Source organism: Streptomyces sp. NPDC001594 (genome assembly GCF_042893675.1).
Lineage (GTDB): Bacteria > Actinomycetota > Actinomycetes > Streptomycetales > Streptomycetaceae > Streptomyces.
Map to the genome: position 1 here is coordinate 196881 of NZ_JBIAVB010000014.1, position 19982 is coordinate 216862.

Annotated in this window: 19 protein-coding genes; 11 read left to right on the forward strand and 8 right to left on the reverse strand. The window is 75.2% G+C overall.

What is annotated here, in order from left to right:
• Positions 1-192: 192 nt before the first annotated feature.
• Positions 193-1383: a geranylgeranyl reductase family protein gene (locus ACFY0O_RS27005; RefSeq protein WP_388951267.1), complete on the forward strand. Its 1191-nt coding sequence runs from the start codon at positions 193-195 to the stop codon at positions 1381-1383.
• A 35-nt stretch (positions 1384-1418) separates the two neighbouring features.
• On the opposite strand, the gene ACFY0O_RS27010 is transcribed toward ACFY0O_RS27005, so the two are convergent.
• Positions 1419-1853 (reverse strand): nitroreductase/quinone reductase family protein, encoded by a 435-nt coding sequence (locus ACFY0O_RS27010; protein ID WP_388951269.1) that lies wholly within the window; start codon positions 1851-1853, stop codon positions 1419-1421.
• 190 nt (positions 1854-2043) lie between these two features.
• On the opposite strand from ACFY0O_RS27010, the gene ACFY0O_RS27015 reads away from it, so the two are divergent.
• The 6 genes from ACFY0O_RS27015 to ACFY0O_RS27040 all read left to right on the forward strand — a co-directional run bounded on the left by ACFY0O_RS27015 (position 2044) and on the right by ACFY0O_RS27040 (position 6743).
• Complete coding sequence (locus ACFY0O_RS27015) at positions 2044-2742, forward strand: TetR/AcrR family transcriptional regulator (RefSeq protein WP_388951132.1); 699 nt, start codon at positions 2044-2046, stop codon at positions 2740-2742.
• A gap of 154 nt (positions 2743-2896) precedes the next feature.
• A complete protein-coding gene (locus ACFY0O_RS27020; protein ID WP_388951135.1) occupies positions 2897-3886 on the forward strand; it encodes a spherulation-specific family 4 protein in 990 nt (329 codons plus the stop codon).
• 89 nt (positions 3887-3975) lie between these two features.
• Positions 3976-4443, forward strand: a complete 468-nt coding sequence (locus tag ACFY0O_RS27025) for a hypothetical protein (protein WP_388951138.1) — start codon at positions 3976-3978, stop codon at positions 4441-4443.
• A 10-nt stretch (positions 4444-4453) separates the two neighbouring features.
• Positions 4454-5746, forward strand: a complete 1293-nt coding sequence (locus tag ACFY0O_RS27030; protein WP_388951140.1) for a hypothetical protein — start codon at positions 4454-4456, stop codon at positions 5744-5746.
• Between the two features lie 29 nt (positions 5747-5775).
• Entirely contained in the window at positions 5776-6273 is a 498-nt protein-coding gene (locus ACFY0O_RS27035) for a hypothetical protein (protein ID WP_388951142.1), read from the forward strand.
• A gap of 2 nt (positions 6274-6275) precedes the next feature.
• A complete protein-coding gene (locus ACFY0O_RS27040) occupies positions 6276-6743 on the forward strand; it encodes a hypothetical protein (protein ID WP_388951144.1) in 468 nt (155 codons plus the stop codon).
• Between the two features lie 85 nt (positions 6744-6828).
• Here the strand turns inward: ACFY0O_RS27040 and ACFY0O_RS27045 are convergent, their stop codons facing one another.
• On the reverse strand, positions 6829-7572 hold the full coding sequence (locus ACFY0O_RS27045) for a maleylpyruvate isomerase family mycothiol-dependent enzyme (protein WP_388951146.1): 744 nt from the start codon (positions 7570-7572) through the stop codon (positions 6829-6831).
• Between the two features lie 37 nt (positions 7573-7609).
• Between ACFY0O_RS27045 and ACFY0O_RS27050 the strand changes: the two genes are divergently transcribed.
• A complete protein-coding gene (locus tag ACFY0O_RS27050) occupies positions 7610-8266 on the forward strand; it encodes an alpha-ketoglutarate-dependent dioxygenase AlkB family protein (protein WP_388951149.1) in 657 nt (218 codons plus the stop codon).
• A gap of 43 nt (positions 8267-8309) precedes the next feature.
• Positions 8310-9599 carry an ROK family protein gene (locus ACFY0O_RS27055; protein WP_388951152.1) on the forward strand — a complete coding sequence of 430 codons (1290 nt, stop codon included), beginning with the start codon at positions 8310-8312 and terminating at the stop codon, positions 9597-9599.
• A 39-nt stretch (positions 9600-9638) separates the two neighbouring features.
• Here the strand turns inward: ACFY0O_RS27055 and ACFY0O_RS27060 are convergent, their stop codons facing one another.
• Positions 9639-10184, reverse strand: coding sequence for an ATP-binding protein (locus ACFY0O_RS27060; RefSeq protein ID WP_388951155.1), 546 nt, complete (start codon positions 10182-10184; stop codon positions 9639-9641).
• A gap of 199 nt (positions 10185-10383) precedes the next feature.
• Here ACFY0O_RS27060 and ACFY0O_RS27065 point away from each other — a divergent pair, with 199 nt between their 5' ends.
• Positions 10384-11541: a PLP-dependent cysteine synthase family protein gene (locus ACFY0O_RS27065; RefSeq protein ID WP_358894694.1), complete on the forward strand. Its 1158-nt coding sequence runs from the start codon at positions 10384-10386 to the stop codon at positions 11539-11541.
• A 26-nt stretch (positions 11542-11567) separates the two neighbouring features.
• Here the strand turns inward: ACFY0O_RS27065 and ACFY0O_RS27070 are convergent, their stop codons facing one another.
• Complete coding sequence (locus ACFY0O_RS27070) at positions 11568-12080, reverse strand: SRPBCC family protein (protein WP_388951157.1); 513 nt, start codon at positions 12078-12080, stop codon at positions 11568-11570.
• Positions 12081-12322: 242 nt separating this feature from the next.
• Here ACFY0O_RS27070 and ACFY0O_RS27075 point away from each other — a divergent pair, with 242 nt between their 5' ends.
• Positions 12323-14746 carry a hypothetical protein gene (locus tag ACFY0O_RS27075; protein ID WP_388951160.1) on the forward strand — a complete coding sequence of 808 codons (2424 nt, stop codon included), beginning with the start codon at positions 12323-12325 and terminating at the stop codon, positions 14744-14746.
• On the opposite strand, the gene ACFY0O_RS27080 is transcribed toward ACFY0O_RS27075, so the two are convergent.
• The 4 genes from ACFY0O_RS27080 to ACFY0O_RS27095 all read right to left on the reverse strand — a co-directional run bounded on the left by ACFY0O_RS27080 (position 14697) and on the right by ACFY0O_RS27095 (position 19791).
• Positions 14697-17138, reverse strand: a complete 2442-nt coding sequence (locus ACFY0O_RS27080; RefSeq protein ID WP_388951162.1) for a right-handed parallel beta-helix repeat-containing protein — start codon at positions 17136-17138, stop codon at positions 14697-14699. The two genes, ACFY0O_RS27075 and ACFY0O_RS27080, sit on opposite strands and share 50 nt — an antisense overlap.
• 147 nt (positions 17139-17285) lie before the next feature.
• The gene (locus ACFY0O_RS27085) at positions 17286-17903 is read right to left on the reverse strand and encodes a hypothetical protein (RefSeq protein WP_388951165.1); all 618 of its coding nucleotides are present in this window, start codon (positions 17901-17903) and stop codon (positions 17286-17288) included.
• Positions 17904-18234: 331 nt separating this feature from the next.
• A complete protein-coding gene (locus ACFY0O_RS27090) occupies positions 18235-19062 on the reverse strand; it encodes an MOSC domain-containing protein (RefSeq protein ID WP_388951168.1) in 828 nt (275 codons plus the stop codon).
• A gap of 120 nt (positions 19063-19182) precedes the next feature.
• Positions 19183-19791, reverse strand: a complete 609-nt coding sequence (locus ACFY0O_RS27095; RefSeq protein ID WP_388951170.1) for a DUF6643 family protein — start codon at positions 19789-19791, stop codon at positions 19183-19185.
• Between the last annotated feature and the right edge of the window lie 191 nt (positions 19792-19982).

Consider the following 19982-nt stretch of genomic DNA (forward strand, 5'->3'; position numbering starts at 1 on the left):
GCAGGACGATCGGGTTGCGCGCCGTAGGATCTTCCCGGCATCGGAGCAACGTGTGATCAGGAGCGGCAGCCCATCGTGACCAGCGACGACAGCATTGACGGCGGATCCGCGGCGGAAGCGGAGCAGGCGGCCGCGGCCGCCCAGGACCGGGACGGGGAAGCGGGCGGCCCGGCGGCCGACGACACCGGTGAGGTGTGGGACGTCGTCGTGGTCGGCGCCGGCCCGGCCGGGGCGATGGCCGCGTACGCGGCGGCGTCCGCGGGGCGGCGCGTCCTGCTGCTGGAGAAGGCCGAACTGCCCCGGTACAAGACCTGCGGCGGCGGCATCATCGGCCCCTCGCGCGACGCCCTGCCGCCGGGCTTCGTGCTGCCGTTCAAGGACCGGATCCATGCGGTGACCTTCTCCCTGGACGGCAAGCTGACCCGGACCCGGCGTTCGAAGCACATGCTGTTCGGACTGATCAACCGGCCCGAGTTCGACGCCGGGCTGGTCGCGGAGGCCGAGAAGGCCGGCGCGGTGCTGCGTACGGGCACGGCCGTGAGCCGGGTCGAGCAGCACGGCGCGTCCGTGCCCGACCGGCGGACGGTCGCCGTGGTGCTGGCGGACGGGGAGACCGTGCTGGCCCGTGCCGTGGTCGGCGCGGACGGCAGCGCGAGCCGCATCGGCGCCCATGTCGGGGTGGAGATGGACCAGGTCGACCTCGGGCTGGAGGCGGAGATCCCGGTCCCGGCGACCGTGGCCGAGGACTGGAAGGGCCGCGTCCTGATCGACTGGGGGCCGCTGCCGGGCAGTTACGGCTGGGTCTTCCCCAAGGGCGACACGCTCACCGTCGGGGTCATCTCGGCGAAGGGCGAGGGTGCCGCGACCAAGCGGTACCTGGACGACTTCATCGCGCGGCTGGGGCTGGCCGGCTTCGAGCCGGCCGTCTCCTCCGGGCACCTGACGCGGTGCCGCAAGCCCGGGTCGCCGCTGTCGCGCGGCCGGGTGCTGGTGGCGGGTGACGCGGCCGGTCTGCTGGAGCCGTGGACCCGGGAGGGGATCTCCTTCGCGCTGCGTTCGGGACGGCTCGCGGGGGAGTGGGCCGCGAAGATCGCCGAGGCGCAGGACGCGGTGGACGCGCGGCGCCAGGCGCTGAACTACGCCTTCGCGGTCAAGGCCGGGCTGGGCGTGGAGATGAGCGTCGGCAAGCGGATGCTGACCGTCTTCGAGTCCCGTCCGGGGCTGATGCACGGTGCGCTGACGGGGCTGCGTCCCGCCTGGAAGGCCTTCGCCGGGATCACGCGCGGGTCCACGAACCTGGCCGACCTGGTCCGTAGGCATCCGATGGCGCGCAAGGCGCTGCACCTGATGGACTCCCGCCTGGCGCGGAGCGGCCGGGGCTGACGGCGGGCGGATCCGACGGCGGGCGGCCGTGGGGGTCAGCCGGTCACCGTGATGCGGAAGACCGGGTGGTCCCCGGCGGCCGCCCGCAGCTCGGCGTCCGTGGACTTCGCCGTGACGCCCTGGAAGAACCGGTTGACCTCCCAGCCCCACTTCTCCAGGTAGGCGCGCAGCACGGCGGCCTTCTCCACCGGGTCGGTGAGCTCGGTGGCGGTGAAGGGGCGGACCTTGCGGCCCAGGCGCAGCTCCCCGCCGCCCGCCACGCGCATGTTGCGGACCCACTGGGAGTGGCCGCGGGCCGAGACCAGGTACTGGGCGCCTTCGAAGGTGTGCGGGTTGACCGGGATGCGCTGCATCGTGCCGGAGGTGCGGCCGCGGACCGACAGTTCCGCGGTGCCGGCCAGGCTGATGCCGAGACGGGCGAGCTTGCCGAAGAAGGCGTTGAAACGGGTCTCGAGCGGGCCGGCCTGGATGTAGTGCGGGGTGGACGCGTTCACGGTGGCCTCCAGGGCGGTGTCGGGCTGATGGCGATTTTCGAGAGCACTGCTCTCGCTTGAGGTCAGTGTGCACGGATCGGTGCGCCAAAACAAGAGCAGTGCTCTCGAAAAGGCTCAGTGCTCCGATTTTTGTGCACTGCTCCGCGTGTATGTCACACTGATCACCATGAGCACCGTGCGAGGGGCCCGGGAGCGGGCCCGTATCGAGGTCACCGCCGCCATCAAGGACGAGGCGCGCCGCCGGCTCGCGGAAGAAGGCGCCGCCAAGCTCTCCCTGCGGGCCGTGGCCCGCGAGCTGGGCATGGTCTCCTCCGCCCTCTACCGCTATTTCCCGAGCCGCGACGAGCTGCTCACCGCGCTGATCATCGACGCCTACGACAGCGTCGGCGCCGCCGCCGAAGCGGCCGGAGCCGCGGCCCTCGCCGCCGGAGCCGCCCCCCGCGCCCGCTGGACGGCCGTCTGCGGGGCCTTCCGCGCCTGGGCGCTCGCCCACCCGCACGAGTACGCCCTCATCTACGGCTCCCCCGTCCCCGGCTACAGCGCCCCCCAGGACACGATCGTCCCCGCCTCCCGCGTCGCCAACGTCCTCATCGCCATCCTCCGCTCCGCCCACGAGGGCCGCGGGCTCGCCCTGCCCCCGCTGCCCGCCGTCCTGCGCGCCGAGGCGGGCCGGATGACGGCCGACTTCGCCGAGGGCCTGCCCCCCGAGGTGACGGCCGCGCTCGTCGCCGCCTGGGCGCAGCTCGCCGGGCTCGTCTCCTTCGAACTGTTCGGCCAGTTCGAGAACGTGGTCGAGGAGCGCGAGGCCTTCTTCGCGCACGCCGCGGACCAACTGGCTCACGCGGTCGGCCTGCCCGCGCTCTGAGGGGAACCCGCTGCCTCGGTCGGCGAGATTCACGGGATGAGGTGACGATTCGTTTGTCTGTTCCTCATATCGGATGTCGGCGGTTCGGCCGCCACGGTCAGGCCGCGCCCCTACTGTTCCTCGGGTCGCCCCTGCCGTCGCCGGAGGAACAGACATGGCCCTGGCCCACGGCCGCGCTCTGAAGGCCCTCTACGCCGTCCTGCTCACCGGATCGCTCACCGCCCCCGCCCCCGCCCTGACGGCCCCGGCCGAACCGCCACCGCGCTCCAGACCTTCCGCCGCTCCCTCCACCGGACCCGGAACGGCCGCGCCCGTGGCGGCGCCCCGCACGCCCCGAACCCCCGGCGTGCGGGGCCTGGAGATCGCCGTCCCCGCCTACGTCCGAGCCGACGGCCCCCTGCTGTCCGAGCTCACCGCCACCGACCCCGCCGCCTCCGTCGTCGTCCTGAACCCCGGCAACGGCGACGCCCGGTTCGACTCCTCCTGGCGTGCCCGCGCGGACGCCCTGCGCGGCGGCACCACCGCCACCGGCGAGCGGCGCCGGGTCCTCGGCTACGTCCACACCGACCACGGCGACCGCGACCCGGCCGCCGTCCGGGCCTCCGTGGACAACTACCTCAGGACCCCCGACGGCAGGCTCCACGTCGACGGCATCTTCTTCGACGTCGTCAGCCGCGAGTGCGGCCCCGGCAACGCCACCCGGGACCACTACGCGGCCCTGCGCCGCTACGTCCAGGACACCATGCGCTCCGTGGACCCCGACGTCCCCGAGCTGGTCGTCGACAACCCGGGCACCGCCACGGCCGACTGCTACCTCGAACCCGGCCACCGCACCGCCGACGTCTTCGTCACCTACGAGGGCGCGTACGCGGACTACACCTCGGGCGGCTGGCCCGGCGGCAACGTCTTCGACCCCGCCGGGAGCTACCGGACGGGCACCGAACTCGACCCGAGCGGCACGGCGTTCTGGCACCTGGTCCACGACGTCCCGGACGCCACCGCCATGCGCGCCACCCTCGCCACCGCCTTCGCACGCGGCGCCGGCTACGCCTACGCGACCAGCGCGGCCATGCCCAACCCCTGGGACACCGCCCCCACATGGGGCTTCCGCCCCGAGACCGGCTACGCCGCCACTCTCGGCTAGAGCCGGCCACCCGCCTGCGCGCGGGCCGTTTGCACCGCGTGCGGCGACCGTGCATATGATCAGCTCCTTCCGACGGGGGAGGCGCGAACATGCCAGACGATTTCGGCCACGGACAGGCGGCGGCCGACGGGCGGACAGCCGGTACGGACGAGCAGATCGGCATGCGGTTGAACCATGTGCCGACGGAGCCCTCGGGCGGCCCGGCACCCGGCCCGGTTCCCGGATTCGGCGCCGGCCCCGGGGACTTCGCCTCGACACCGAAGCAGAAGCAGGAAGCGGCCGGCACGATCGAGACCGAGCTGGAGCCGAACACCAAGAAGGCCGCCGAGGTCGCGGACGACGCCACCAGCACCGCCCAGAAGGGCTTCGAGGGCTGGGAGACGGCGGCCGGCCTGAAGACGGTGGCGGAGACCTGGGACAAGCAGGTGAAGGTCCTGATGGGCCGCCTCTCGGCGGAGAAGGGCGCCCTGCGCGGCGCCTCGGGCCTCTTCGCGCGCAACGACACGGGCATCCGCAACGGGTTCCTGGCCTCGCAGTCGAAGCTGAACGACCTGTGAGGGGGCCGCGGTGCTGAACTACCACGAGGTCATGACCACGGACCTGGGCCTGCTGACGACGGCCGCCGGCAAGTGGGACTCGATGGCGGCCGAACTGGCCAAGGTCGAGAGCCGTTACGGCGACACCGTCCAGAAGATCACCATGGGCCCGGCCTGGACCGGCGTCAGCGCCACGGCGGCGCACACCACCTTCAAGGGCACCCGGTACGAGTACTCCGCCGCGCAGATCCAGGCCAAGGCCGTCGCCAGCCTGCTGCGCGAGGCGCACACCCAGCTCACCGACCTGAAGAAGAAGCTGGAGAGCGCCCGGGACGACGCGGTGGCCGCCGGCATGACCGTCTCCGAACAGGGCCGCGTCGCCTTCGACTACGCCCGCCTCACTCCGGCCGAGCGCAGCGCGTACCACCACGACCCGGACGGCCAGAAGACGGTCGCCGAGGCCGTCGGCAAGTGGCAGCAGCACATCGACGACCGGGTCAAGGCCGTCGCCGAACTCGACCAGGGCGTGCGGACCGCTCTGGCGCGGGCGAGCGTCGACAGCAACAAGGACGCCTTCGGCAAGGGCGCCGACGAAACGTACAACGGCTTCAACGCCGGAGCCGAGGGCGACCTGGCCAAGGCCATGAGGCCCGACGAGACCGGGGTCGGGACCAAACCCGACAGCAAGACCGGTGTGACCGTCAGCGGCCCCAAGTACGGCAAGGAGGGCTCGGTCAAGGCCTACGCGGACCTCTTCCACGAGACCGCCAAGGGCGAGACCACCGTGGACGGGATGAAGCTCTCCGGGACCGCCGACATCTACGGCGGCCTGCGGGCCACCGCCAACTACGGGTTCACCGACCAGGGCGCCTCCGCCAAGGCCGAGGCCTCCGCGGGCGTACGGGCGCTGGCCGAGGGCCGGATCGACGGCGAATACGTGGGCCGTTACGCGCGGGCCGAGGGTTTCGCGGGAGCCGAGGTCGGTGTCAGCGCCAAGGCGACCAAGGAGGAGGTCTCCGCCGGCGTCAAGCTGTTCGCCGGGGCCAAGGGGACGGTCGCCACCGGCGCCGAGGTCTTCGGGATCGGCGTCGGTGCGAACGCCGAGGGCTGGGCCGGGCCCGGAGCGGAAGGCTGGTGGGGCTACAAGAAGGACAAGGACACCGGCGCATGGAAGATCGGCGGCGACTTCGGTGTCTCGCCCATCGTCGGGGGCAAGGTGGGACTCGAGATCACCGTCGACCCGCACAAGGTGACCAAAGCGGCCGGCGACGCGGCCCACGCCCTGGGCGACGCTGCCCACGAGGTCGGCAGCTGGTTCGACTGATGTACACGTTCCCGGAAGGACGGCCCCGAATGCCCGCACCCCTGCCCGTGCCGATCGAGTTCGACCTGCCGGAGGGCTGGCTCCCGGCCAAGCCGGACGGACTCGATCCGGACGCGGTGGCCTTCGCCGCGGTCCATCCGCGGCCGGACGCCGGCTTCTCCGCCAACATCACGGTCGACGGCGGGTTCCCGGCCGAGGAGGAGACCCTGGAAGGGCTCGCCGAGGAGTCCGTGCAGCGCCTGGCCGGGCCGGCCGGACCGGTCGAGGTGGTTCAGCGCCGCGAGGTCGGCTCCGCTGACGCACCCGCGCTGATCCAGCGGCTGGCCTTCCGGGCCGTCGCCGGGGGAGTGCGCCGCGACCTCGTCCAGTCCCAGGTGTACCTGGTCATGGCGGACGTCGCGGATCCGCGCAGGCGCGCCGTGATCCGGCTGGCGCTCACCGCCACCGCCGGCCAGCACGACGAAGTCCTCGGCGACTTCCAGGACTTCGTGAGCTCGGTCCGGCCCGACACCGGGACGGAGGCGTAGCGGTGGGGCGGCTCAGGGACAAGCTGACCGGCACGGCCCACCCGCGCGGCGGTGTCGTGCCGAGGCCCGCCGAGGAGGTCCGGGCCGCACTGCTCGCGGCCGCCGGACCGCAGGCGCGGTTCACCGTGCGCGAGGCCACGCCGAAGGACGGCAGCGCGGATCTGGTCGCGGAGTGCCTGATTCCGGCGCTGGACGTCACCCTCCGCACCCGGATGCGCCTGGACGCCGGGACGCACGCCGTCCGGGTCCTCGAGGAGCGGTGGGCACCGACCTCCGAGGGCGCGAACCGGCAGTACGGACGCGGGCCCTCGGACATGGTCTACCGGCAGTGGGAAGTCAGGAAGGCGGCGGACGGCAGCCGGCAGAAGGTCGAGACGTTCCGCTTCAGCACCCGGGACATGCGGGTCCCGCTCCAGAGGGCCGTTCTCGGCGCCGGATGGACCTGGCGCGGGGTCCTGTTCAGACTCTGACCGGCGTGACCGGCGTGACCGGCGTGAACGGCGTGACCGGCGTGACCGGCGGGGGCCCGGGGGGCTCCCGCCGGTCCGGGCGCCGTCAGATGTGCGCCGTGTCCTGCCACAGGCGGGCCAGATCCGTGTCGCCGGTGACCCCCGGGCCCGCCAGGGGGAGGCGGTTCCACAGGGCCGCGTAGAGCCAGGACGCCTCGCCGGTGAGCTCGCAGTCGGCCGGCTCGCCCGTGTCCCCGCGCACCGTCCGCGCCGGCTCCTTCGACAGGTGGACCGTCCACACCGCGCCCGTGTCCGCCGCCCGGACCCGCACCACCTTCGGCTCCTCGGTACGCACCCGGCTGCGCGGCCGCGCGTGGAAGCCGGTCAGCAGCTCGTCCACCCCGTCCTCCGCGAACTCCGGGCTCACCGCGGAGAAGGCCACCCCCCGCGCCGCCTGCGCGTCGAAGCGGTGCACGGCCGTCTCGTGCGCCTGGCGCCGCGCCCAGAACGCCAGCGGCGAGGGCGCGGCCGTCGGCAGGAAGGTCCAGCAGACCAGCTCCGCCGGGGCCTCCGCCAGCGCCCGCACTATTTCCGCGTGCCCCTCCCGGAACCACGCCACCAGCTCGGCCCCCACCAGCTCCGGCGCCTCGGGGAAGGGCGCCGGATCCACCAGCCCGCCCGTCACGAACCCGGCCGCCCAGCGGTGGACCGCCCCCGTGTGCCGCAGCAGGTCGCTCACCCGCCACTCGGGGCAGGTCGGCACCAGGGCCTCCGTGCCCGCCCGTTCGGCCTCGTCGGCCAGGAGCTCGCCTTCCCGCGCCAGCGTCTCCACATACTCGGTGATCTTCATGACCCCGAGTGTGCCAGCAGCCCCTGACAATGGAGGAGTGGACGGTGAACTCTTCCCGCGCGAGCGGACCGAGGTCGCACCCGGCGCCGTGCACCTGCCCGACTGGCTCGGGCCGCGGCGCCAGCGCGAGCTCCTCGACGCCTGCCGCGCCTGGGCCCGCCCGCCCGCCGGACTGCGCACCGTCCGCACCCCCGGCGGCGGGACGATGACCGCCCGGCAGGTCTGCCTCGGCCTGCACTGGTACCCGTACGGCTACGCGCCCACCGCCGTCGACGGCGACGGCGCCCCCGTCAAGCCGATGCCCGCCTGGCTCGCCGAGCTGGGGCGGCGGGCCGTCGCCGACGCCTACGGCACGCCCCCGCCGGCCGCCGAGGCGTACGACATCGCCCTGGTCAACTTCTACGGCGGCGACTCCCGCATGGGCATGCACCGCGACGCCGAGGAACGCTCGCCCGCCCCCGTCGTCTCGCTCAGCCTCGGCGACGCCTGCCTCTTCCGCTTCGGCAACACGGTCTCGCGCGGCCGCCCCTACCGGGACGTCGAGCTGCGCAGCGGGGACCTGTTCGTCTTCGGCGGCCCCAGCCGGCTCGCCTACCACGGGGTGCCCAAGGTCCTGCCCGGCACCGCCCCGCCCGCGCTGGGACTGACCGGGCGGCTCAACATCACCCTGCGGGTCGGCGGCCTGGGGGTGTAGCCCGGGGCGCTCGGCACCTCCCCGATCATGCGAGGATCGCTGCATGAACGGCAACGGCGCCCCGTCCGGGGTGGGGGACGAGAGGACGGCGTCGACGGCTCCCACGCCCCCTCCGGCCTCCGCGTCCTCCACGAAGAGCAAGCTGGAACGGGGCCGCAGCGCCCTGGGCCCCGCGCTGGAACTCGTCCACACGGGCCGGGCCCCGACGCGCGCGGTCCTCACGGCCGAGCTGGGCGTCACCCGGGCCACCGCCGGGGCCGTCGCCGCCGAGCTGGAGGCCCTCGGCCTGATCCGCGTCGACTCCCGCCCGGGCGGCGCCGGCGGCGCCCAGGGCCGCCCCTCGCACCGGCTCGCCGTCGACGAGCACGGGCCCGTGGCCCTGGCGGCGCAGGTGCACTCGGACGGGTTCCGGGCCGCGCTGGTCGGTCTCGGCGGACGGATCGTGGCCACCGCGCCCGGCAAGGTCACCGTCTCCGCCGACCCGGCCCAGGTCCTCGGCGCCGTCGTCGGGGCGGGAGCCGAGCTGCTCGCCGCGTCGGGCCGGCGCTGCATCGGCGCGGGCCTCGCGGTGCCCTCGGCGGTCGCCGAGCCCGACGGCACGGCCCTCAACCCGCTGCACCTGGCCTGGCCGGCGGGTTCTCCCGTGCGGGCCATCTTCGCCGCGTGCGTGAAGGCGGCCGGGATCGACGGACCGGCCCTGACCGGCAACGACGTGAACCTCGCCGCGCTCGCCGAGCACCGCCACGGCGCGGGCCGCAGCGCGCAGCACCTGCTCTGCGTGGCCACCGGCCACCGCGGGGTCGGCGGCGCGCTGGTCCTGGACGGCCGGCTGCACAGCGGCAGCTCCGGCCTGGCCCTGGAGGTCGGCCACCTCACCGTCAACCCGGAGGGGCGGCCCTGCCACTGCGGCAGCCGGGGCTGCCTGGACGTGGAGGCCGACCCGCTGGCCTTCCTCACCGCGGCGGGCCGCACCCCGGGTCCCGAGGTGTCGCTGCTCCAGCAGGCCCGCGACCTGCTGCGCGCCGAGTACGCGCAGCCCTCGGTGCGGGCGGCCGCCGAGGAGCTCATCGACCGGCTCGGGCTGGGCCTGGCGGGCCTGGTGAACATCCTGAACCCGGACCGGATCATCCTCGGCGGGCTCCACCGCGAGCTGCTGTACGCGGACCCGGAGCGGCTGCGCGCCGTGGTCGCGGACCGGAGCCTGTGGGGGCGCAGCGGGGGCGTGCCGATCCTGCCCTGCACCCTCGACCACAACAGCCTCGTGGGGGCGGCTGAACTGGCCTGGCAGCCGGTGCTGGACGACCCGCTGGGAACGCTGGGCGCGGCGGCCTGAGCCGCCGCGGCCCCGGGGACGTGGACGGCCGGGGATGCGTCAGCCGGGCGCGGTGCCGGCCGACACCGACGCCGGCACGCCCGTCACGAGGGGCTGGGCGTCCACGGCGCCGATCACCGCCCGGGCGGGCTCCCGTACCGTCTTCTTCGCGCCGATACGGACCGTGTGCGGCGGCGCCGCCGGGGCGGGGGTGGCCCGCAGGGAGAACCAGACCACCTTGCCGGGTCCGTCCGGCCGGTGGCGCGCCCCCCACGCCTCGCTGACCGCCGCCACGAGCGCCAGCCCGCGCCCGCAGGTCTCCAGGCCACCGGCCTCGCGCAGCACGGGCAGCCGCGGATCGCTGTCGTGGACGGAGACGGTGAGCCGCCCGAGGCGGAGTTCGATCTCGACCGTGCAGACCTTGTCGGGCTGCGCGTGGCGGTGGACGTTGCTGAGCAGCTCCGTCACGCCGAGCGCAGCCCGGTCTATGAGCGGATCGAGCTGCCAGTGGCGCAGTTGGGCGGAGACGATCCGGCGGACCTGGCCGATCCGCGAGGGCAGGGCCTGCAGTTCCACTACGCAGTGCCTGCGGGAATGTGTGATCACGGCTGCGACTCCCCGACATCAGTGTTACGGGTGCTGCACCCTCGGTGACGCACTCTCCAGGGTCACCCACCGTCGCGCCGCGTGCAACCGAACGCGACCGAAAGCGATCCGCATAGAAACCCAAAGTGACCGTTTGTGCAGGTGAGGGGGGTACATTTCGAAAGGAGGGGGCCCTGGAACCGACAAAGGAGCAAGGCGCATGAGCACCACCGGCACCACCGCTACGCCGGCCTCGAACACGGCCGCGGTGACGACCACCGTCGACGTCGACCGGAGCGACGCCGAATACCGCGCCTGGCTCAAAGAGGCCGTGCGCAAGGTCCAGGCGGACGCCAACCGCAGCGCCGACACGCACCTGCTGCGCTTCCCGCTGCCCGAGGCCTGGGGCATCGACCTCTACCTCAAGGACGAGTCCACGCACCCGACGGGCTCCCTGAAGCACCGCCTCGCCCGCTCGCTGTTCCTCTACGCGCTGTGCAACGGCTGGATCCGCCCGGGCCGCCCGGTCATCGAGGCCTCCAGCGGCTCCACCGCCGTCTCCGAGGCCTACTTCGCCAAGCTGATCGGCGTCCCCTTCATCGCCGTCATGCCGCGCACCACCAGCCCGGAGAAGTGCCGCCTCATCGAATTCCACGGCGGCGAATGCCACTTCGTCGACGACTCCATGAAGATGTACGAGGAGTCCGCCGACCTCGCCGCCCGCACCGGCGGCCACTACATGGACCAGTTCACGTACGCGGAGCGGGCCACCGACTGGCGCGGCAACAACAACATCGCCGAGTCGATGTACCAGCAACTGCGCCTGGAGCGCTACCCCGAGCCGGCCTGGATCGTGGCGACGGCCGGCACCGGCGGCACCTCCGCGACCATCGCCCGCTACGTCCACTACATGCAGCACGACACCCGCATCTGCGTCCCGGACCCGGAGAACTCCTGTTTCTTCGACGGCTGGACGCGGCACGACCCGCACGCGAGCAGCGACTGCGGCTCCCGCATCGAGGGCATCGGCCGGCCCCGGATGGAGCCGAGCTTCGTACCGGGCGCCATCGACCGGATGATGAAGGTCCCGGACGCGGCGAGCGTCGCCGCCTGCCGGGCCCTCGAACAGGCCATAGGGCGCAAGGCCGGAGGCTCCACGGGCACCGGGCTGTGGAGCGCCCTGAAGATCGTCTCCGAGATGGTGGCGGAGGGCCGCACGGGCAGCGTCGTCACCCTGCTCTGTGACCCGGGCGACCGCTACCTCGACAAGTACTACTCGGACGAGTGGCTGGCGGCGCAGGGCCTCGACATCGCCCCGTACGCCAAGACGATCGAGACGCTGCTGGAGACCGGCGCCTGGGCCGAGCCCCGGGCCTGAGGGCCCGTCGCGGCGCGCCGAGGAGCTCAGCCGCGGCCCGGGGCGGCCGCCAGGCGGGCGTCGAGGGTGCGGACCGCCGTACGGAAGGAGTGCCCCAGCCCCGGGCGGGCGGCGGTCAGCGCGAGGCGCAGGGCGGGCGGGCCGTCGGCGGCGAAGGTCCAGCGCACGAGCGTGCCGGGGGAGCGGTCGCCCGGGGAGTGGGGCCCGGCGGCCGGGGCCAGCAGCCACTCCTCCAACAGGGCCCGCAGCCCGGGCGCGTTGGTCTCGTCGACGCGGTAGGCGTAGCGCCGCGAGGCCTCCGCGGCCACGACCGTCTCCCGGAACCGGACCCCGCCCACCAGCCTGACGTCCCGCCCGGCGCCGCCCCCGGTGGGCCGGGCCAGCGACACCGCCCGGAACCACGCCGGCCAGCCGGTCACCTCCTCGGCGAGCGCCCGGTACAGGGAGGCGGGCGGGGCCGCCGCCCTGGCCGTGAACACCAGGCGGGTCGGAGCCTGTTCGAGGAAGTCCAGCCCCACGGGGCGGAGTCGGCGGGCCATGGCGGTTCCCCCTGGGGTGCGGCTGCGGCGGGTAGGGCGCCGTTCACGATATCTGGCTGACCGTCAGATGTCTTCGGCCGACGGCCTCGTCACGCGAACGAGCCCTGGGCAGGGGCGCCTTGGCGCGGGATGCTGGAGGAGGCCCGAAGCCGGAGCCGAAGCCGACGCCGGAGCCGGAGCCGACGCCGTCCCCGAGGCCCCGCGCCGGGCCCGTACCGCAGCCCGCCCCGCGGAGGCCCCGCATGCCGCAGCCCGCCCTCCCCGACGCCGTCCCGCCGGACGGGGCGCACCGGACCGTCCCGGTGCCCCCGCCGCCCCCGCTCGCCCTCGAACTGTTCGTGCACGGAGTCGCCGGAGCCGCCCCCGGCGAGCTGCTCCGCGATCCGCACCCCGTCCGGGTGACGGGCGACTCCACCGCCGCCGTGTTCCGCCGCGCCGAGGACGCCGACGCCGAGGCCCACCCCGGGCGCTACGCCGGGCGGCCCGTCCCCGAGGCCTACTGCTGGTCCCGGCTCACCTCCGGCAACGGCGCCCGCGCCCTGTGGCTGCTGCTCCTGCCGTTCATGGTGGCCAACCTCGCCCACTGGGCCCGGCCCGCCACCGCACCCGGCGGGCCGCCGCCCCGCGCGGTGCGCGCGTACGGGCTCCTCGTGCGGCTCCTCGCCCTCTCGCTCACCGTGCTGCTCGTGGCGGCCGCCTGCGAAGTGGCCCTGGACCTCCTCGCCTGGCAGTGCGCGGGCTCCCGCGCCTGTACCGGATCCCGGGCCCGGCTCGCCTTCCTGAGGCCCGGCGGCTGGTGGGCGCAGCCGGGGCGGCGCCTCGCCCTCGGCGCCCTCGTCCCGGCCGCGCTCACCGGACTGCTCTGGTTCCTGTCGGCCCGCACCTGGAGCGCCTACGAGTCCCAGCCCCCGCCCGCCGGTACCCCGGATCCGGCCGGCCACGGTGACGCCCCGCTCGGCCGGCCCGGGTTCTGGTACGGGCGCCGGATCGTGGCCCGGCTGCGCGCCGCCCACACCGCCGCCGGGCTCCTCACCGTGGCCGTCGCCGTCGCCGCCCCCGCCGTGCGGGAGGACCTCCACTCCGCCGCCACGCCCGCCGGGCTCCTCGCCGCCGGCTGGGCGGTGCGGGTGCTGCTCGCGGCCGGGGCGGTGAGCGTGCTGTGGGTGGTGTGCCGGCGCGGCCGTACCGAGGCCCGGCCCGACCACCGCCTCGACCGGGCGGCCGTCACCCTGCTGCCCTCCGGCGCCCTCGCGCTGCTGGCCGCCGTCCTGCTCTACGCCGGCTGGTCCCGCCCCGGCTGGACCTCCTCGGGGCGGCTCCCGGGCGACGTCGCCTTCGGGGTGCTGATGCTCGGCCAGGGCGGCTGCGTCCTGGCCCTGGCCCTCGTCGCCCGCCGGCTCCACCGCCGCACGCCGACTCCGGGAGCCGTGCTCGGCGGGCTGGGCGGGCCGGCCGCCGCGCTGCTCGGCTGCGCCCTCGGCGGGGTCATGTCCGGCGGGGTCGCCCAGCGCGTGGCCGACTGGCTCGACGGGCCCGCCGCCCCCGGCGCCCCCGGGGACCCGCTGCCCGGGCCGCCCGTGCTGCTGTCCTGGCAGGCGGCCGTCCTCCCGCCGCTGCTGCTCGCGCTGGCCCTGGTGGCCGCCGTCGCCGCCGTCCGGGCCGCCGCGACACGGCGCGGGGCCGCCGCCACCGTCGCCGCCGAGTACCCGGGGGCCGTGCCCGACCCCGACCGCAGCCGGCGCATCGCCGGGGCGCGGGCGGCGGCCGCGCTGACCGACACCGCCCCCTGGTTCGCGGGCGCCGTCTGCCTGGTCACGCTCCTCCTCGGCGCGGGAGCCCTCGCCGGGGCCCGGGTGAGCGGACGGGTCCCGGCCGAGGCCGCCCGGGACGCCCACCCGCTCCTGGCCGCCGCCGCCAGGGCCGCCCAGGACAGCGGATCCTGGCTGATCGGCTTCGGCATGGCCGCCTTCGTCGCCCTGGGCCGGCGCGCCTACCGCGACCCCGCCTCGCGGCGCACCATCGGCATCCTGTGGGACGTGGGCACCTTCTGGCCGCGCGCCGCCCACCCCTTCGCCCCGCCCTGCTACGCCGAGCGGGCCGTGCCCGACCTGACCTGGCGGATGACCGGCTGGACCGCCCGGACCGGAGGGCGGCTCGTCATCTCCGGGCACTCCCAGGGCAGCGTGCTCGCGGCGGCCGCCGTCTGGCAGCTGCCGCCCGGCACGCGCCGCCGCGTCGCCCTCCTGACGTACGGATCACCGCTGGCCCGGCTCTACGGCCGCTGGTTCCCCGCCTACTTCGGGCCCCGGCCGCTCGCCGCCCTGCACCGCGACCTCGACTGCTGGCGCAACCTGTGGCGGGCCACCGACCCCATCGGCGGACCCGTCGGCGTCGGCGGGTCGGCCGATGCCGACGGGCCCGTGGACCGGGGCCCCCTCGCCGACCCCGTGGCCTACGGCCGCGACCCCCTGCACCCGTTGCCCGCACCGATCCTGCGCCACACCGACTACCAGGCCGACCCGGCCTTCACCGCCGAACGCGACGCGCTCCTCGCCCGCCTGGCCGACCCCTCCCGGCCCGGAGCACGGGAGGACGCGGACCTGCCCGCCCAGCGGATCAGCAAGGCGCGGGCAGCACCGGCAGATCCGCCGGGAACAGCAGGGTGAGCTCGTCCGTGCCCGCCTCGGCCAGCTGCGCCACCCGGCCCGCGTGCCGCTCCACCATCGACTCGAAGGTCTGCCGCGCGGTCCGCCCGTTGCCGAAGGCCGGGCCCTTGGGCAGCTCCGTGAAGTACTCCAGCAGCGCCTCGGCGGTGCCCTCGCCCAACCGGTACTCGTGCTCCTCCGCCTGCTGCTCCACGATCCGCAGCAGCTCCTGCGGCCCGTAGTCGCCGAAGGTGATGGTCCGTGAGAACCGGGACGCCACGCCGGGGTTGACCGTCAGGAAGCGCTCCATCTCCGCCGTGTACCCGGCGACGATCACCACCACCGCGTCCCGGTGGTCCTCCATCAGCTTCACCAGCGTGTCGATGGCCTCGCGCCCGAAGTCCCGGCCCGAGTCCTCCGGCGCCAGCGCGTACGCCTCGTCGATGAACAGCACCCCGCCCCGCGCCCGTTCGAAGGCCTCCTGGGTGCGGATGGCCGTGGACCCGATGTGCTCGCCGACCAGGTCCACCCGGGAGACCTCCACCAGGTGGCCGCGCTCCAGCACCCCCAGGTCGGCGAGGATCTCCCCGTACAGCCGGGCCACCGTGGTCTTCCCCGTGCCCGGGGAGCCGGTGAAGACGAGGTGCCGGCGCACCGAGGCGGCCTTGAGGCCCGCCTGCTGCCGCTTGCGCCCCACCTCGATCATGTCCGTGAGGGCCCGCACCTCGCGCTTGACGCTGTCCAGCCCGACCAGCGCGTCGAGCTGTCCCAGCACCTCGCCCGCGCCGCGGCCGGCCGGGGCCGCCGCCTCCCGGGGCCGGGGCTCCGGCAGCGGCGCCGGGCCGGGCCCCCCGGCCGGCCGTTCCCCGAGGTCCTGCACCGCCGTCACCGTACGCACCCCCGGCCGGGCCCCGGCGCCGGCGACCGCCTCGGCGGTGGCCCGCGACCCCGGCTCGTCGCCCGTGCACCCCTCGGCGAACGGGCCGTCCTCCGCGAACTCGTAGCCGCCGCGCGCGCAGCGCTCGGTGTGGCACCCGGTGAGCGTGCTGCGGCAGCCGTCGAGGATGTGGAAGCCGAAGCCGGAACTGCCCGTCACCCGGCAGTCCGTGAAGGTGCCCCGGCCGCCCGCCGACACGTAGAACCCGGCCTCCGCGGCGGAGGTCACCACCACCCGCTCCAAGGCCGGGTCGGCGCCCTTGGAGACGATCACCCCGGTCTGCACGCCGTCGACGGTGCAGCCGCTCAGGGTGCCGCCGCTGCCGTGGTCGCGGAACCACGCCCCGGTGCCCGCCTCGCGGATCCGGCAGTCCTCCAGCCGGACGGTCGCGCCGTCGCTCACGGAGACGGCGGTGTTGCGGACCTGCGCCAGATCGCTGTCGGCCACGTCGGCGCGCGAGCCCCGGTCCAGCACGAACAGCGCGTCCGGCACGTCATGCAGCCGGCAGGACTTCAGGGAGGCGGTGGCCCCGTCGCTGATCCACACCGCCGGGTAGTCGCCCGTGCTGTCGTGGATCTCGCAGGACTCCGCCTCCACCCTGGTCCCCGGGTCCCACACCGACAGGCCGTTGCGGCCGAACCGGCGGACCGTGGTCCGGCTGAGGGTGAGCACGGAGCGGGAGCGCAGGTCCACCGCGTTCTCCGGGATGTCGTGGATGTCGCATCCGGCGAGGGCCAGGACGGCGTCGGTGTCGAGGGTGACCCCGTCGCCGGAGGTGCGGTGCACCGAGCAGTCCGTGAGCCGGGCGGCGGCCCGCCCCGCCACCTGTACCCCGCTGCCCTTGATCTCGTACACCTCGCAGCCCAGCGCCTCCAGCCCGGAACCCTCGCCGGTGACGGCGATGCCCGCGCCGACGGCGTGGTGGATCCGGCACCGCTCCAGCCGGGGGTGCCCGCCGCGCACCGAGAACCCGGCCTGCCCGGCGGCGACCACCTCGCACTCCTCGAACACCCCGCCGCCGCCGTCCAGTACGGCGATCCCCACCCCGGCCGGGTTCTCCACCGTGCACCGGCGGACCAGGGGGCGGGCCCCGCCGCGCACCTCGATGCCGGACGCCGAACGGGTGTGCACCCGCAGGTCGCTGAACTCGGGCGAGCCCTCCTCGACGAGCAGCGCGGGCGCCGCCCGGTCCGCCCCCTCCAGATAGAGGTCCTGGACCACCGCCGAGGCGCGCACGGTCAGCGCGACCCCGTCGAGCGGGGCGATCCGCACCGAGCCGGCCGCCGCGCCCTCGGGCCCGCGCAGGGTGACGGCATGACGCAGCACCAGGTTCTCCCGGTAGGTTCCGGGGGCGACGGACAGTACGTCGCCGTCGCCCGCGACCGCGAGGGCGGCGCCCAGCGTCGGATACTCTCCTGAGCGCCGCCGCCACCGCGAGGCCCCGCCGTGCGTCACCTGGACCGTGCCCTGAGCCATCGTGCTGCCGTGCCCCCACCCTCGTACTCGCGCTGCCGGACCGGCCGGAGCGGCTGAAGCGGCCGAGGCCCTCCCGGGCGCCGAAGCGGCCGGCCGGACGGGCCTGCGGCTCCACCGTAGCGCGCGCGGAGCCCGGGAGTTGCCAGGTCAGCTGCCCGCACCCGCCCGGCCCCAGTCGGGCCCGGCCGCCGCCCACGCCCGGTCCAGACGCATGTACCGCCGATGCATGAGCCTTCGTACGACGAGGCGGCGGAGCGTCTCCGCGAGCGCGGCCGAGGTGAGCGCGGCCGCCAGCCCGGCCATGGCGGCGTGGAAGGACGCGGCACCGGGGTCGAGCGGCTGCCCCACGAGCCGGCCCCGGAGGTCGGTCCATATCCGGAACCGGTCGCCCGCACGCGGCGGTTCCTCCGCCGCCGGGACCGCACCCTGGTGACTGCTCCCGTCGGGCGCGGTCCACGAGGCCACGATCGTGGTCCGCGCGGGCGCCGTGCGCTGCGCCGAGGGCTCGGCGCGCCCGCCGGCCGCGGCGGCGGCCGCGGCCGCGGGCCGCACCACCACCGCCGGCACGAGGTACCGCTCCTGCCGCTGCTCACGCGCGGCGCGCTGCAGGATCCCGTCCACCCGGAGGCCGGAGGCCCACCCGACGGCCGGAGCCACCAGCAGCACGCACACCAGCGCGACACAGGCCACCCACGCCTCGACGAGGTCGGTCGGCCTGCGCAGCGGATTGCGCCGCCAGCGCCACACACCCATTGCTGTCCGCACGGTCCGGCTCCCCCTGCCCATGCCAGTCTGCGTCTGTCCGCGAGTCCGCGTCTGTCCGCGCGTCCCAGCCTTCCGCATCCCCGCAGGACGCGCATCCCGGGACGCGCGGGACGTCCTTCACCCGATCCGGTGCTCCTGCCCCGGCCCCGGTTCCGACCGTCCCGCATGCTCCAACGGCCCCGCGCCGCCGGTTGGTTCCGGCAGGCCCCAGGAGCCCCTCGAAGGTGTCATTCCCCCTGGGCCTTCCGCCCGGACGCCCCGCGTGTGCGCCCGGCCGCCGGGGTCAGGGGCGGGCCGGGCGCGGGGTGCGGGGGCAGCGAAGGGGGGAGGGTCAGTCCAGGACGCGTACCTCGTCACCGACGCGCACCGTGCCCGGGACGACCGGCACCAGCTGGCGCCCGAAGGCGAGCGACTTGCCGATGCGTCGGTGGCGAGCCAGGGTCTTCAGGGGCTCCCGGCCGCGTTCGGCCGTGGCCTGGTCGGTGGTGGTGACGATGCACCGCCCGCACTCGCGCACCCCGCGGAAGACGGCCCCGCCGATCGCGACGCGCCGCCACCCGTCCTCGGCCCAGGGGTCGAGGGGGCCGCCGACCACCACGTTCGGGCGGAACCGGTTCATCGGCAGGGGGCCCTCCTCGGGGTGGTCCCCCGCGGCGATCAGGCCGTTCAGGGCCTCCAGCGAGGCGGAGGTCGCCAGCAGCACCGGGTAGGCGTCGGCGAGGCTCACCGTTTCCCCGGGCAGGGCGTAGTCGGGGTCGACGGGCCGGCGGACGGCCGGGTCGTCGAGGTGGACCAGCCGCGCGGGCAGCCCGAGGTAGGTGCTGAACCATGCGGCGGCGGCCGCCGAGGCGACCACCGTGTCGACCTTCTTGCCGAACAGGACCACCGGCTCCAGCGGGCCGGGATCCGGCACGTCCACGGTCAGGTCCGGCATGCCGGGCGCCGACAGGGCGACCCGCCCGCCGGGCAGCGGACGGGACGAGGCCAACGCCAGCCGCGCCTGCTGGCGTTGGGTGATGACCGCGCCGGTCTCGTCGACCACGGCCCACCGGCGGTCGCCGACCGGACCCCAGGGCTCCACGGCCATCTCGTCGGGAGAGGTCCCCGCCACCGACTTGACGGGATGGACGTGGAGGGACTGGACGTACAAGTTCGACATGGGGGCATTGTGACAGCCCCCGGTGCCGCCGCCCCAGCGCGTTTCGCGCCGGGCGCATGCCCGCGGCCGCGGACCCCGGCGCGCTGCCGGCCGGGGTGCGGGGGCCCGGGGCGCGGCCGGTCAGTAGCCGCGGCTCTGGTACTGGCCTCCGTAGGGGTCCTGGTACGAGGGGACCGCCGCGGCGGTCGGCACGGCCGTGGGCACGGGCGCGGCCATCTGCATCGGGGCGGCCATCTGCATGGGGGCAGCCATCTGCATGGGGGCGGCCATCTGCATGGGGGCCGCCATCGGGCGCGGGGCCGCCGGGCGCATGGCCTCGTAGCCGGTGCCCGCCGCGAGCGGCCGGGGCTGCTGCTGCGGCTGCTGCTGCGGCACGAACCCGCCGCGGGGCGGGAGCTGCTGCTGCGGGACGTACGGGGCCGGCGCGTGCTGAAGCGGAACCGGCATCGGGGCCGGCGCGGCCGGCTGCTGCTGGTACCCGTACCCGTACGCCGGGGCCGGCGTCGGCTGCGGCGAGGCGGGCGGGAGCGCGGGCATGGAGGAGGCGAGGGCCGGCAGGTATCCACCGCTCGAGTAACCGGCACCGGGGGTGTCGTAGGCGGCCGGAACGCGGATCGGGGCGATCTGCGGAGTCCCGCGTTCTGCGACGAGGGAGTCGTAGATGGGGGTGTCCGGGAAAGAGGGCGCGGAGTAGTAACCGCCGCCATAAGTGGAGCGGGGGGAGGTCATGGGAGACAAGTTAAGCCCACGACTTCACCGGGTCCATAGCCAGGTGCCGCCAACACCGCTCTGACCTGCATATTCCCAGGTCAGAGCCACAGCTTTCACTTGACGTTCACGTGCACGATTCGCCCCATGCACCCCGCCTTGCTCCTAGTCGTACTCGCCGGTTGGCCCGTGCACCTATCCGGAACTGACGC